Source organism: Candidatus Sodalis sp. SoCistrobi (genome assembly GCF_900143145.1).
Lineage (GTDB): Bacteria > Pseudomonadota > Gammaproteobacteria > Enterobacterales > Enterobacteriaceae > SoCistrobi.
This window is the reverse complement of the sequence record NZ_FRDB01000059.1, coordinates 1-14265: the sequence shown is the minus strand read 5'-3', so window position 1 is coordinate 14265 and position 14265 is coordinate 1. Positions and strand designations below refer to the sequence as shown.

The 14265-nt window shown below is 61.5% G+C and carries 10 protein-coding genes and 5 pseudogenes; 2 read left to right on the top strand and 13 right to left on the bottom strand.

The genetic code is table 11. From position 1 onward, the window contains the following. Window positions 1–129: 129 nt before the first annotated feature. Both CINSTRO3249_RS05985 and CINSTRO3249_RS16450 read left to right on the top strand, forming a co-directional pair. A pseudogene (locus CINSTRO3249_RS05985) lies at window positions 130–672 on the top strand (flavin reductase family protein); the annotation flags it as partial. A 152-nt stretch (window positions 673–824) separates the two neighbouring features. Continuing rightward, entirely contained in the window at window positions 825–1055 is a 231-nt protein-coding gene (locus tag CINSTRO3249_RS16450) for a hypothetical protein (protein WP_143146891.1), read from the top strand. 162 nt (window positions 1056–1217) lie between these two features. Here the strand turns inward: CINSTRO3249_RS16450 and CINSTRO3249_RS17990 are convergent, their stop codons facing one another. The 13 genes and pseudogenes from CINSTRO3249_RS17990 to CINSTRO3249_RS05920 all read right to left on the bottom strand — a co-directional run. Continuing rightward, window positions 1218–1967, bottom strand: a complete 750-nt coding sequence (locus CINSTRO3249_RS17990; protein WP_371441365.1) for a hypothetical protein — start codon at window positions 1965–1967, stop codon at window positions 1218–1220. Next, window positions 1904–3076 carry a gluzincin family metallopeptidase gene (locus CINSTRO3249_RS17985; protein WP_371441366.1) on the bottom strand — a complete coding sequence of 391 codons (1173 nt, stop codon included), beginning with the start codon at window positions 3074–3076 and terminating at the stop codon, window positions 1904–1906. Before CINSTRO3249_RS17985 ends, CINSTRO3249_RS17990 begins: the two co-directional genes overlap by 64 nt. Window positions 3077–3110: 34 nt before the next feature. After that, window positions 3111–4091: a DNA-binding protein YbiB gene (gene ybiB, locus CINSTRO3249_RS05970; RefSeq protein WP_074012579.1), complete on the bottom strand. Its 981-nt coding sequence runs from the start codon at window positions 4089–4091 to the stop codon at window positions 3111–3113. A 31-nt stretch (window positions 4092–4122) separates the two neighbouring features. Then, on the bottom strand, window positions 4123–4743 hold the full coding sequence (locus CINSTRO3249_RS05965) for an FMN-binding negative transcriptional regulator (protein ID WP_074012578.1): 621 nt from the start codon (window positions 4741–4743) through the stop codon (window positions 4123–4125). Between the two features lie 70 nt (window positions 4744–4813). Then, window positions 4814–6982, bottom strand: coding sequence for an ATP-dependent DNA helicase DinG (dinG, locus tag CINSTRO3249_RS05960; protein ID WP_074012577.1), 2169 nt, complete (start codon window positions 6980–6982; stop codon window positions 4814–4816). Between the two features lie 55 nt (window positions 6983–7037). Continuing rightward, the gene (locus tag CINSTRO3249_RS05955; RefSeq protein WP_074012576.1) at window positions 7038–7523 is read right to left on the bottom strand and encodes a GNAT family N-acetyltransferase; all 486 of its coding nucleotides are present in this window, start codon (window positions 7521–7523) and stop codon (window positions 7038–7040) included. Window positions 7524–7778: 255 nt separating this feature from the next. Beyond that, window positions 7779–8517: pseudogene (locus CINSTRO3249_RS05950) on the bottom strand (ABC transporter permease). Then, window positions 8517–9458: an ABC transporter ATP-binding protein gene (locus tag CINSTRO3249_RS05945; protein WP_074012575.1), complete on the bottom strand. Its 942-nt coding sequence runs from the start codon at window positions 9456–9458 to the stop codon at window positions 8517–8519. Before CINSTRO3249_RS05945 ends, CINSTRO3249_RS05950 begins: the two are co-directional and overlap by 1 nt. Further along, a pseudogene (locus CINSTRO3249_RS05940) lies at window positions 9455–10599 on the bottom strand (ABC transporter permease). The gene CINSTRO3249_RS05945 and the pseudogene CINSTRO3249_RS05940 overlap by 4 nt, the downstream one beginning before the upstream one ends. Window positions 10600–10694: 95 nt before the next feature. Further along, window positions 10695–11582, bottom strand: a complete 888-nt coding sequence (locus CINSTRO3249_RS05935; RefSeq protein ID WP_305781683.1) for a glycine betaine ABC transporter substrate-binding protein OsmF — start codon at window positions 11580–11582, stop codon at window positions 10695–10697. A gap of 401 nt (window positions 11583–11983) precedes the next feature. Next, window positions 11984–12518: pseudogene (gene idi, locus CINSTRO3249_RS05930) on the bottom strand (isopentenyl-diphosphate Delta-isomerase). 170 nt (window positions 12519–12688) lie between these two features. Further along, complete coding sequence (locus CINSTRO3249_RS05925; RefSeq protein WP_074012581.1) at window positions 12689–13564, bottom strand: oxygenase MpaB family protein; 876 nt, start codon at window positions 13562–13564, stop codon at window positions 12689–12691. A 13-nt stretch (window positions 13565–13577) separates the two neighbouring features. Beyond that, window positions 13578–14159, bottom strand: a pseudogene (locus CINSTRO3249_RS05920) (fibronectin type III-like domain-contianing protein); the annotation flags it as partial. Window positions 14160–14265: the final 106 nt, after the last annotated feature.

Below are 14265 nucleotides of genomic sequence, written 5' to 3'. Positions count from 1 at the left end.
TGCTCATGCTGAGTTTCCAGCACTAGATTAACTGCCCGTTCACGGACTTCCGGAGAGTAACGTTTGGTCGTTGTCATAGAGACCTCCACTTTTAAAGTATAGACTCTAATTTATCCGGGGTGATTCAGGATTGCGTCGGTTAACGCCACAGGTCAACGCAATTTGGCGCCTTACAGCTTTTTCAATTGTTTTAACTATCATCCGCCGATCATCGGTTTTTCCAGCGCCGGGTGGAAAGATAGCGTCGCCAATATCACCGCCACCGGCGAATTTGTCTGGAATCTGGTGACACGCCCGCTGGCCGCCGCGATGAATGAAACCTCCGCCTCCCTCCCCGCCGAAGAAGACGAATTCGCCGTTGCCGGCCTGACGCCGATTCAGGGGGAACGGGTTAAAGCGCATCGCGTCGCGGAAAGCCCGGTCAATTTTGAGTGTCGTCTAAGTCAGTGTATTGCATTGGTGGACGCCGGCGGTCGGGAAACCGGTAGCTGGCTGGTATTGGGTGAAGTCGTCGCGGTCCATATCGACCGCCGGCTGCTGGATGGCGAAGGACTGTATCAGACCGCCGCCGCAGAGCCGGTGCTGCGCGGTGGCGGACCCAGCGCCTATTTTGCCATTTCAGCGCAACAGCGCTTTGATATGGTACGGCCCGATGATCGCATCGGCCGTTAACCCGACGGCTGTGGGAGGCGCAGCAAGGGCGGCGGTAACGTGCAGACTCCATCAAAAATAATGATGGAGTTCTTCAAATATTACTGGAGAAAAATTCTATCAGCAGGCGTATCATACGTTTCCGTTATGATATAGTTTACAGCGTGATTAGTATGAAACTCTCATTTAGTGCCGTTCTTGTCCTCAGCGCATTGACCATCAGTCAGGCCGCCGTCGCTTCCCGTCTCACCGATATGCCGCGTGATCAGCGTAACGACAGCGCCTGCATGGCGCAAACGACCGCCGACACCGCCGGCCGCTGCCCCGCCCAGCGCTTTTCCGCCGACAATAATCAGGCCATCAAAGATTACAGCCCGGAATATCATCAACAGCACGGCGCGTGATGCCAACAGCACGGCGCGTGATGTCAACAGCACAGCGCGTACCGCTAGCAGCTCGGCGCGCAACGCTAACAGCACGGCGCGTGATGTTAACAGCACGCCGTGCAACGCTAACTGCATGACGCTTGATGCTAACAGCATAGCGCCTAATGCGCAGCCGTTTGCTTAGCCGTAGCGCTGCTGTATCGCCTGCGCGAACTGTCGGCACATCGCCTCATCCCCCTGCGCATTGCTTGCCAATATCGCATCACCATCCACGACCTGAATGTCGGCCTGCCAAGGGAAATCCGCCGGCGGCTGTGGACGCGCGCGCGCCTGCGCCATGCAGTCCTGGGCCTGACGCCATGCTTGCTCGACGGTCTGGTTACAGGCGGCGGCCAAATAGGCCGGATTGAAACCCTCAACGGTCAGACCGACAAGCGTAGCGTCATGGCTGACGCTGTTGCCGGGTTGCCAGTAATGCTGCGCCAAACTAGGCCCGATCGCCGGGTTATCGGTCAGATAACCATCGCGCTGGAGGAAGAAATGACGGGTCTGCTCTACCGCCATCAGCGCCAGTAGGTAGCCCTGATAGGAACAGGCGGAGTCCTGCGACAATAAATGGGGAATGGCCAGGGTGGGCTGTGGACTGCCGTCGATGCCCAGGATCCGCTGCTCATTGTCCCGCGCCAGACGCGTAATGGCCTCGGGGGTCAATTGCGCATCGTCCCATTGATACAGCGCCCATTCAAAGTAGGGCACCAGCAGGATATGGCGCTCGTTGAAAGCGCGCATCGGCTGGCGAGCGGCGATAGCGTCACGGATAAGCGCATCCGGCACCGCCTCGCCGTGACGGTTTACGGCATAGCGTTTCAGCCAGTCCGCATCGTCAAGCAAACTGTCGCAAAACATCGACTGGGTTTCCGCATAGGCCATAGAGGTTGGCGGGAATTCCTGTGAGAAACAGGGGGCGTTCTGGCGGATATTGGCGAAATGCGCCGCATGCCCCCCTCATGAAATAAGGTGGCGATGCCGCTGATGCCGCTGCCGAGCTGGTCGGGGCGCGCCAGACTGGTGAAATTAATACGCGCCGGTATCCAGGTGCCCTGCGCCAGAAACGGCGGCACCGGACCGTGCATAAAACCGTTTTCATATTTCCCCTGCCGCACCAGCAGATCCAACTGCATGCGCGCACCGTTAAAGCCGATATGCAGCCGTTTGAAACTGTCCACCCAGCGGCGCAGCGAGTCGGCAAACGGCAGGTAGGGATCCAGCTGTCGGGTCACGTCACCGGCGCTCGCGAAGCGGATGTTCCACGGCGCCAGCGCCGTTTCCCCCTTCTCGCTCGCCAACTGCCGCAGGCTGGCCTGCATGCCGTCGCGGGTCTGCCGCTCGAAGCTGTCAAGGATGGTGAACAGCTGTTCCGGCGTCATCTGCTCGGTTTTGTTAACCTTATAATCAAAAAAGTTGCGATAACCCATCTGCCGGGCGAAACGATTACGCAGGCTGACCAGTTGCGGAAACCCGTTGTGCAGCAGCCATTGCTCCAACCCCCGCAGCGCCTGCTGCGAGCTCTGTCGGCAACGTTCGCTGCTGTTATTGGCCTGATTGGTCAGTAATTCCCCCAGGCTCGCGGCGACGGGTTCGTCCTGCTCGGCCAGTTGATGTTGCAGCGTGAAGGCTTTGCGTCGCGCATACAAATCGTTTTCCGCGGCGATGATCTCATCCATCAGCGCCTGCGCCGCCGAGTCTTCAATCACATTGCAGTCAAAAAAGCGCGCCCAGCCGCGCAAGCCGTGCAACATAGCGTCGCGCTCGGAGGACGGCGGCTCTGCCGTTACCTGGCTGATAAGTTGACGCAGCTCCGCGGGGCGCGTCGGCTCGGCGATAAAGCGTTTGTAGGCGGTTTCAGCCGCAGCGAAACGCGCTGAAATTTCCGCCCCGCCCGTGCCCATATAGTGTTGCCAGAACAGGTCTTCTTTGGCCTGATGTACCGCCAGGTAATCCTGATTCAGGCGGTTAAAATAGTCGATAGCATATTGCATGAGGTGTGCTTCCGGTTAGCGGCGAAAAGGTCATTCAGCGACGGACCAGGCGGTTGTCCACCTCAAGGAGCGCCGCCGGCAGGTCAGCGCACTGGCCGGTGGCGACCAGACAGCAGCCAAGCTGCAAACGGATCGCCTGGGGCAGCGGCCAGCGGCCGTTGAGACAGTCTTCAGTCCACCGGGCGGTGACGGCAGCCTCGCGGTTGTCCGGCAGGCTTTCCAGCGGCGGCAGCGCGTTGACTGCCGGATCCAATAGCAGCTGTGGCTCACCGCCGTGAACATGGTAAATACGCGTCAGACGCTTGGGGTTGGCATAGCTTTCGCCTTCGGTGCCGTTCATCAACAGGGCGGTGGCGTTGATAGCGCTGAAAAATCCCGCGACGCGCGGTATGTATTCCGGGTGGGAAACGCTGCAAAGCCGCCAATGGGGATGGGATGAAAACGGCGTCGCCAGCTTGGCCAGCGTGTGGGCGCTGTTGCGCACCCCCAGCCGCCAGCGCAATGACAATTGGCGGTCCAGCGGCGGCGAAAGCACCGTCACGGGGATCCACACCACATCAGACTGGCGGTCCAGCGCGGCCTGCGCCGCATCGCGCGACGTGACGCCGTTAATGCCCAATTCGCGAAAGATATTGCCGCTGGTCACGCGGCCGGGATCGTCGGTCACGCCGTGCACCACGACCGGAAACCCGAGACGGGCGAGCGCCAGCGCCAGCAGCGGCGTCAGATTAGCCTGCTTGCGTGCGCCGTTATAGCTGGGGATGACGATGGGCGGCGGCCGTGACGCTGGCGGCTGCAGAGCCATCACCTGCTCCTGCATCGCCTGGTAAAAGCCGAGCAGCTCCTCTGGCGCTTCCGCTTTGATGCGCATCGCGATGAGCAGCGCCCCCAGCTTCATTTCCGGCACTTCGCCGGCCAGGATAGCGCGGTAGAGCGCATAGGCGGTCTGACGGTCCAAATCGCGGGCGTGATGTTTGCCGCGTCCGATCTCTTTAATAATGCTGTTGTAATCCATTTACCACCTGTACCTGCAAGGGATTGGCCGGTCAGCCGCGCGCACTCTCCCGGGCCAGCGGCGCATTGCCGTCGGCCGTCAGCCCCGCTATCGTGCCGTCGCGATCCGCCCGACCGCGATTCAGGCTCAATTTCCACTTGGCCTCGATGCGCGTTACACGAATTTCGATCCCCACAATAGCGCCTATCAAGGTGTCGATAAAGCCCGGCGGCGCATCCTCGACCTGCCAGGGCGCCTGCCGCTGCGCTTCATGGACGCCGGTCAGCGCCTGCAATAGTGCCATCAGCCATGTCGGGTCCATTATTACCTGCGCCTGTCCGTGGCAATGCAGCGCCTGATAATTCCAGGTCGGCACCACCTTGCCGTGCTCTGCCTTGGTGGCATACCAGCCGGGGGAAATGTAGCCTGCCTCGCCCTGAAATATCGCCAGACAGGCGCCGTTGCGAGCCAGGGATTGGCCATGGGGATTGGCGCGCGCCAGATGCCCGCGCAGCCGCCAGGCGCCGTCTGGATAACTGTCCAGCAGCAGCGGCAGCGGGTCGGCCTGCAAACCCGACTCGCCGCAGCTGACCAATTGTGCCAGCGGATGGGCCGCAATCAGGGCGCGCTGCGCCTCGGCATCCGGTTGGCGGAACGCGGGAGGAATATACATGGGGCTCTCCTGAAGCATTGCACACATAACCTACCCTGCGACTTTATCTTCCTCGTGGCGCAATAACAATTTATCGCCGCGCGCGTCGGGGTCTTTTTTTGTCGCCCGGTCCAACCGGCGGGGGCGTCACCGCGACCTCGGCCGCCAACGCCGGTTGAGCGATGGGAAACACCGGCAGCGCCGCCAGCAGGCGGGCGCCATAGGATTTGGTCAACAACCGCCGGTCGTAAATGACCACCTCGCCATGACATTCATGGCTGCGGATAAGCCGCCCGACCTGCTGAATCAGATTGAAAGACGCGCTGGGCAAACTTTGGACCTCAAACGGATGGCGTTGCTGCGTTTTCAGCCATTCCCCTTCGGTCAAAATGACCGGGCTGTCCACCGGCGGAAAAGCCACTTTGTGAATATGCACTTGGGTAAGCCACTCTCCTTTAAGATCCAGTCCCTCGGCAAAGGATTGCAGCCCCAGCAGCGCACTGGTCTGGCCGCGGTCCACGCGACGGCGGTGTTCTTCCACCAGGCGGTAGCGGGGTTTATCCCCCTGCACCAGCAATTGCGGGCGCAGCTCAGCAACTTGATCCAAAAACAGCCGCAGCGCGCGGTGGCTGGCGAACAGCACCAGCATGCCCAAGTGCGTCCCTTTCTCCCACTCGGCGCGAAAGTAGCGCGCCATCCAGGCGATGTGGTCCGCCTCCTGCGCCATGACCGGCTCCATCGGCATTTGGGGGATAACCAGGCGGCCCTGGTGACGGTGATTGAAAGGCGATGCCAGCGTGACAAAGCGATCGCCGTTGCGCTCATGCAGGCCGGACAGTTCCTGAATCCGCGCGAAGCTCGCAAGCGATCGCAGCGTGGCTGAGGTGATGACCGCATGGGGGATCCGCGACCACAGCAGCTTTTCCAGCTGACTACTGACGCGGATGCCGACGCAGTGCAAAAACAACTGCACACCGTTGTCTCCCCGCTTACGAGTCAACCATTTGGAAATCGGCGCGTTGGAGGCTTTCTCCAGCGCCGCCAGTCGCCACAGCCGGCTGGTGGCGTCCCAAAAGCCGTGAATTCGGCTGGTGTGCAGCAGCGCCTGACGCAGGCGCACGATGTCGTGCTTACCGGTTTTTTCCCCCAGGTCCGCCAGCAAAAACTCCGCCAGCATCCGCAACTTATCCGCCAGCGTATGGAGCCGCGCCGCCGCCTCGCTCATCGGCGCCGGCAGGACGCCCAGCGCAAACCGGTGCTCCCCCTCTACGCTTTCGTGGGGCAAGACCGCAGCGGCCTGTTGCTCGAACAGACCGATAAGCGCCAATAACTCATCGCAGTGCGCCTGGAGTCGTGCCTCCTGGCTGAGCTGCGGCGGCCGCGCAGGCCGGAACTGGGTTAGGATAAGCGCCGTCTGCCGCCGAAACTGTTCCAGCTGATGGGCGACAAAATGGCTGGAAATCTCGCCGTCCATTTCCAGCGCGTCCCGCGCCACGTCCGGCAGATGGTGCCCTTCGTCGAGCACCAGCAGCATGTTTTTCGCCTCAGGGAGTACCGATTCGCTTTCCAGCGCCGCCATCACCAGGGCGTGATTGGCCACCACCACGTCGGCGTTTTCGATTTCCTTACGCGCCAGATAAAACGGACAGTCGCGGAAATAATGGCAATTACGTCCGAGACAGTTCGCTTTGTCGGTGCTGAGCCTGGCCCACAGCGCATCGCTCACGGCGTCAGGATAGTGATCGCGCAGGCCGTCCCAGCTGAAATCGCTCAGCGATTTTTGCAGCGCCACGCAGTGCGGGTGATCGGCGCCGCTGGCCGGGGCCAGTGCCTCATCCAGAAACAGCATCAGATCGCCCTGGCCGCCCCCTTCAGCCGCCAGCGCCGCCAGATTGCGCGGGCAGACATAGCGACGGCGGCCGAACGCCCCAATAAAGGTCAAATCCGGGATGAGTTTTTTCAGCAGCGGCAGATCCTTACTGAAGATCTGATCCTGTAGGGCAACATTGGCGGTGCTCACCACCAGCGGTTTTTGTTCAGCGCGGCCGATGGCGATGCCCGGGATCAGATAGGACAGCGTTTTGCCGACGCCGGTGGGCGCTTCGATCACCAGATGGCGTTCAATATCCCCCGCCAGCGCACGGGCGACTTCCGCTATCATCTGCCGCTGCGGCTCGCGGGGGATAAAATCGGGAATGTGCTGCTGTAGCGCTTTATACCAGTCGTGGATTTGCGCCTTGATTGCCACCGAGAGCGTCATTGTTCAGGTCTTATCGCCGGAAAATACGTTATTGTCCCACAGTCGTGCGCCGGCGTCAGCCTTGTGCTGTATAAAACTGCAGGGCTTTTCCCAAACATAAAGATTCCGGCCGGTCACGATAATGCCGGTAAGGCGCCACCGGCAGATAGCCGTGGCGGCGATAAAAAGCCACCGCCCGCCGGTTGACACGGCGGGTGGACAGCCATATATGCCGGTAGCCGCCCTCGCAAGCCTGCTGTTCCAAAAACCTCAGCAGCGCGGCGCCCACACCTTGGGTGCCCGGGCGGGCATACAGGCGTTTTAATTCCACGACGTCGGGCGCCAGCGGTTGCAGCGCGCCACAGCCCAGCGCGCTACCGTCGGGCACCGCGTAGGCGATGGCGAAACAGCCGCCCGCGTCGAGCGTCTGCGCCGGATCGAATGAGGTGCGGCCATCGTCGCCGGTCAGCGCGCTCAAGGCGGCGGAAAGTTCATCCATCAGGCTGCGCGCTGCGGCGCTGTGCGGCGACGCCAGACGGATCTCCAGCGGCGGCGGCGTCACCCGGCGCTCCCTGTTAACGGCAAGCGCTTGCGCCTTTGCTTTCGCCCGGGGAAAGCGACGTCCCCGCCCTCACCGTTCAGCCCTGGCGGCGACGGCGCCGCAGCGTCAACCTTGTATCGCTGCGGCGAATATTTATAATGTCTGACGCCCTGCATATAAGGATGCCCATGAAGCTTATCAAAACCGCCGTTTTCGGCGTGATTTCCCTGCTCTCGCTCGGCGCCATCGGCGGCGTCATGCTGGCGGGTTATATCATTATCGTCCATAGCTGACAGCCAGCGCCCGCAGCCAGCGTTCAAACAGCATATCGCTGATAATCGCCAGCAATGCGACCAGTAGCGCGCCTTGCAACACATAGGCGGTATTAAAGCCGCTCAGCCCGATTATAATCGGCGAGCCCAGGCTTTTTACCCCTACGGTGGACGCTATCGCGGCGGTGCCGATGTTAATGATAACCGACGTCCGAATGCCTCTGATGATAACCGGCGCCGCCAGCGGCAGCTCCTCCCGCCGCAAAATTTGCCCGCGGCTCATGCCGGCCCCGGTAGCAATCTCATGCAGGGACGCCGGCACCGTCTCGAGAGCGGTGATCGTCGCCTGTACGATAGGCAGCAGCCCGTAGAGGACCAGCGCAATGATTGCCGGCTCGGCGCTAAAGCCCATCACCGGCACCGCCACCGCCAGCCGCCACCGGCGGGAAGGTTTGCCCCACCGCCGCCACGGTCTCCAGCAGCGGGCGGAATGCCCGGCCCGCCGGTCTGGTTACCCCGATGCCGGCACCCACGCCGATAATCACCGCAATAACGCTCGACGTCAGCACCAGCCAAAGATGGGCGAAGGCCAGCGCGGCAAAACTGTCCTGACGGTACACCGGCCTTTCGAGCGCGGGAAACAGCGCCGCGAAAAACCGCGTCATATGCGGCATGCCGAACAGTAATGCCAGCAACAACAGCAGGCACCACAATAGCGGATCGGTCAGGATGCGCCGCGCCATTACGCCGTCTCCCTCAGCGGGCGCAACAGGTCACTGAAGTGCAGCACGCCCACGGCCTCCCCTTGTTCGTCCGCCACCGGCAAGCGATCGGTTGCGCGGGCGATAAACTCCGACAGCGCCGCGCGTAGCGACATCGCCGCCGGGATCGGTTGCCCCGGCAGCTGCTCCCCCGGACGAGCCAACTGGCCGGCGGCCCCCAGCGACAGCAGTCGGATCCCCCGCTCGCCGCCGCCAAAAAAATCGCGCACCAGCGGACTCGCCGGCCGTAACAGCAGCTGTTGCGGCGTACCCTGCTGCACAAGCCGCCCGCCGTCAAGCAGCAGGATCCGGTTAGCCAAAAGCAACGCCTCGTCGATGTCGTGGGTCACCAGCACGATGGTGCGGCGAGAAATATGGTGAATGCGGGCGATTTCCCCCTGCAGGGCGCCACGGGTCACGGGATCAAGCGCGCCAAACGGCTCGTCCATCAGTAGCACCTCCGGATCGGCGCCCAGCGCGCGCGCCACGCCGACCCGCTGCTGCTGGCCGCCGGAAAGCTGGTGCGGATAACGGTGGCGAAACTGGTCAGGATTGAGATGCAGCAGCGCCAGCAGTTCATCGACGCGCTGAAGGATGCGTTGACGCGGCCATTTCAGCAGTTGCGGGACGGTGGCGATATTCTGCTGCACGGTCCAGTGGGGAAACAGTCCGATAGACTGTATTGCGTAGCCCATGCGTCGTCGGAGTTGCTCAGCGGGCAAGCGCCCTATCTCTTCCCCGGCGAACAGAATGTTACCGGCATCATGCTCAATCAGGCGGTTTATCATTTTCAAGGTGGTCGACTTGCCCGAGCCGGAAGGGCCAATAAGCACCGTGATTTCACCGGCGGGCAACGTAAAACTCAGATCCTCCACCGCCGGTTTGTCGTGGAAAAATTTACTGACCCCTTGGAATTCAATCACAGGCGTACCTTCTGTAACAATGAAATAATCACCTTAAACAGGGTATCGACCACCAGCGCCAGGGCAACCGCCGGAATGACCCCCAGCAGCACCAGCTCCAGCGCGCTGCTCAGCAGCCCCTGAAACATCAGAGCGCCAAACCCGCCGGCGCCGATAAGCGCCGCCACCATGCCCATCCCGACCGTTTGCACGGCGATGACCCTGACCCCCGACAGCATAACCGGCAGCGCCAGCGGCACCTCTACCCGCCAGAAAAGCTGCCGGCGACTCAGCCCCATGCCGCGCCCCGCATCGATGACGCTGTCCGGCACCTGTGTCAGACCGGCATGAACGCTGCGCACCAGCGGCAGCAGTGCATAAAGCACCAGCGCTATCAGCGCCGGCGCCAGCCCGATACCGCCGATGCCCAGATCGTGCAACCACGGCCAGGCGGCGGCCAAACCGCTGAGCGGCGCTATCAAAAGACCGAACAGCGCGATGGCGGGCAGCGTCTGGATAATGTTGAGCGCGGCGAAGAGCGACGGGCGCCATCTGGCCGAACGATGGCACAGCAAACCGAGCGGGATACCAATAAGCAGCGCCGGCCCCAGCGTACCGAATAGCAGCGTAAGGTGCTCAGCAAACGCCTGATGAAACACCTGCGCACGATTAACATACTCTTTAGCGACAGTTCATCGAGACGGCCGCTGGCGAGCAGCAGCGCCAGCGGTAGCCACAACTGGCCATTGGCCAGCGCCCGCAGGCAGGGGTTGGCGGTGAGACGGCCGACGGCCTCGGCGGCGGTTAATAAACACAGGGCCGCCATCAGCCAAAAACCGCTGCCAAAGGACGTGCGCACCAGTCTGCCGCCCTGCGCGGCCAGCTCGCGGGCGCCCTCGCCCGCCAGCCACAGCAACCCGCACAATAACCCTTCCGCCAGCAGTAACACGACGACATAGCGCGGGCGGGTGGGCGCCATGAACCCCAGCGCCAGCAGCCCGAGCGCCGGCAAAAGCAGCAATAGCCGGGCGCCGCCGAGCAGTTCCGCCAGCCCGATCCCCCGCCCGGAAACCAGCCGATTGGGGGCAAAATTCACCAGCGGCAACAGCCCCCCCGCCGCCAACAGCAGCACCGTCAGGGTTAATAACACCCGATTTTCCATCACGCAACGCCTCTTGCGGCGGTCGGTCCCCTGGGACCTATGCGTTGCCCATCGGCATCGGCGCCACCGCGTTCATCTGTCTCGCGCTTACCCCATCAAGAAGGGATAAAGCCTTTTTGCTTGAGGAAATCCGCCGCCACTTTGCTGGCGTTTTGCCCCTCGACGGCGATACTGGCGTTCAGCCGTTGCAGGGTCTCGGTGTCCAGCGCGGCGAAAACCGGCTTCAACCACTGAGCGATTTCCGGGTGCTGCTTTAGCACCGCCTCACGGATGATCGGCGCCGGCGCGTAAATCGGCTGTACGCCCGCCGGATCGGACAGGGTATGCAACCCCAACGCCGCCACCGGGCCGTCGGTGCCGTAGGCCATAGCGGCGTTGACGCCGGACGTCTGCTCCGCCGCGGCCTTGATGGTCACCGCGGTATCGCCGCCCGCCAGCGACAGCAGTTGATCCTGCTGCAAGGTAAAATGATAGGCCTTTTCAAACGCCGGCAGCGCATCGGGCCGTTCGATAAATTCCGCCGATGCGGCCAGTTTGAATTTGCCGCCGTTCTGCAAATAGCGGCTCAAATCGGCCAGCGAGTCGAGATGCTTGTCTTTCGCCAATTCATCGCGTACGGCGATGGTCCAGGTATTGTTGGCCGGCGCCGGGCTCAGCCAGACGATATGGTTTTTGTCATAGTCTAGCTGTTTGACTTTCTGGTAGCCGGCATTGGTATCCTTCCAGGCCTTGTCCTGCTCTGCGGAAAAGAAAAACGCGCCGTTACCGGTATATTCCGGGTAAATATCGATCTCGCCGGCGGTAATCGCCCCGCGCAGCACTTGGGTCGCGCCCAACTGCAATTTATTAACCGTTTTAACCTGATGGGATTCAAGAACTTGTAAAATAATATTGCCCAGTAGCGATCCTTCCGTATCAATTTTCGACCCCACGCGCACCGCCGTATCCGCAGCCAGCGCCGCGGGCGTGATACCGAGCATCATGGCGGCGAGCAGGAGAGCGCGGCCACAATTAACCATGGTTGCCATAGACATTGTTTCCTTTTGGAAGTGACGATAATTGGCACCGAACGGGCGTCGCCGGTCGGCGGTTTTGCAATAATAGCCCAAAAATGCGCGGCAATTGGGAAAATGCACGCAGTGACCTCACGTTAGGGGTGAATTTATTACCCCGCAACGGCGGCAAGACGCCCGCGACAGGATATGCCGCCCACCTGCGCGGTCACGGCTATAAAGCAGTTGCGTGATGTTCCCCGACGGCGATATGCCCCTGGGGAGGTGCACGGCCGTGAAACAGTTTCAGCATCTTGCCTGTGGCGACATGCCGTACGCCCGGGCGGGCGCGACACAAAGCGGTGCCAGGACGCCGAGGCAGCGTTAACGGGTCAGCCGGTCTGCCGGGCGCGCATAAAAGCGGCGTGATACTCGGGGATCCGTGCCATGGTGAATGTGAACCAGGGAGTGAAACTGTCGGGTTCACGAGCCAATTGCGCCACCACCGACGGTAGCGCCTGCCAGCGCCAGGCCATCGCTTCAGCGGGATCGGGCGCGGGCGTCCGGGTCGTGATGCCGAAAAATACATGGCCGAATTCATGCTCAATCAGGCAGCGGCAGACGGTAGTAAAGTTGAAACACCGGCGTCAGTTCCACCCGCAGCCCCATCTCCTCAAACAACCGGCGGCGGGCGGCGGCAGCGCTCTCTTCTGCCGGCATGGGGTGACTGCAGCAGGTGTTGCTCCAAAGACCGCCGCAGTGGTATTTCTCCCGCGCACGCTGCTGCAGCAGCAGTTGGCCGTCAGGATTGAACAGATAGACGGTCACCGCGCGGTGCAGCGCGCCTTCGCGGTGAGCCTGGAGTTTTTCCATAGTGCCCACCGCCTGATACCGTTCATCAACCAGGATAACTTGCGTTAATGCCATATACGCCTCGCTGCTTACCACCCGGGCCAAATCATGCCCCCGGGGACAGATATTGTTGCCCGTGGCCAGAGATGGTAATCAGTTTATCGGCCTGAAAGGATAATGTCTGTGCGGGGAAGTGACATTCTTGTAAACGAAGGTCTTTTTTTACAGATTTACGCTGTCGTTTTTCAGGCTACCGGGCGCCCCATACGGCGCATAGCGCGATGCCAGGCGCCATTGCGCACCGACCAGCGCAGAACACGGGCCAGGGAATGCACCGCCGGCGTCACCAGAACGCACCGCAGGGGCGGTCTCTCGAGGTTCAGTTGGGCGCGGGCCCAGTCCGGCAGCAGATCGATTCCGGCACGCATCAATAGCCACCCCGCCGGCTGCGCCAGTCGGCTCGGCATGGGGGCATTGAGCAGCAGCCGCGTCACTTCCCGCGTGCGGTCATCGCACACCAGCTGCGGCCGCATCGCCTGCAAATATGCCTCAACCGCGGCGCGGCTGGCGGGCACCTCGCGCGCGCCCAGCGCATAGGCCACTTTCATCGCCTGACGGTAGTAGTCGTCCTGTTCAGCGCCGCTCAGGCGGGGATTGCGAAAGCGCAAATGCGCCGCCAGAAAACTGCGCGCCTCCGCCACGTGTACCCAGGTGAGCAAATCCGGGCTGCTTGCCCGATAGGCAGCGCCTAACGGATTGACCCCTTGCACTTGTAAATGAATGTGGCGCACCCGGGCGATAAGCCGCTCGGCGGCGGCGGTGGGACCGAAGCTGGTGACCGAGATAAACTGCGCCGTGCGGCGCAGTCGCCCCAACATGTCGCTGCGAAAATCAGAGTGATCCCACACCCCCGCCAGCGCCGAGGGGTGCAACATTTGCAGCAGCAACGCGCTGATGCCGCCGCACAGCATCGAGGTAAAGTCGCCGTGCACCCGCCAGATAATCGAGTCCGGGCCGTACAGGCCCGGATCGCCGGCGGGCTGGGTGAAATCCACCGTGCCCAGGCCGACGCCGCTCAGAGCCAGCACTTGCTGTTCGATGCGCCGCCGAACCGGTGCCAGCAGGCAGTCCAGATTATTGCAGCGTGAAGCGGGCACGGTTCACTCTGGCCGAATCAAGGCCGATCATCACTTCCACCTCTCCCGGCTCGGTGACGAGCTGCATTTGCTGGTTATAAAACCGCAGCATCGCCGGCGTAACGGTAAAGTGGACCGACTGCGACTCGCCGGCTTTCAGCGCGACCTTGCGAAAGCCCTGCAACATCGCCACCGGCCGGCTGATGGCGGCGGTGACGTCGTGCAAATAAAGCTGCACCACGGTGGCGCCGTCTCTGTCGCCGTCGTTGGTCAGCGTCACTGTGGCGGTCAGACTGCCGGCCGGCGCCAGTTGCGTCGCCGACAACGCCACCGGCGAGACGGTGAAGTGGGTGTAACTCAGCCCGTAGCCGAACGGAAACAGCGGACCGTTAGCCTCATCGTAATAATGGGAGGTATATTTTTCCGGCTTTTGCGGATTATAGGGGCGACAGGTGGGTAGATGATTGTAATAAATGGGAATTTGCCCTACCGAACGCGGGAACGACATAGGCAGTTTGCCGGACGGGTTGTGATCGCCGAATAACACATCGGCAATGCGAATCACCCCGGATAAATTAGAGTCTATACTTTAAAAGTGGAGGTCTCTATGACAACGACCAAACGTTACTCTCCGGAAGTCCGTGAACGGGCAGTTAATCTAGTGCTGGAAACTCAGCATGAGCATG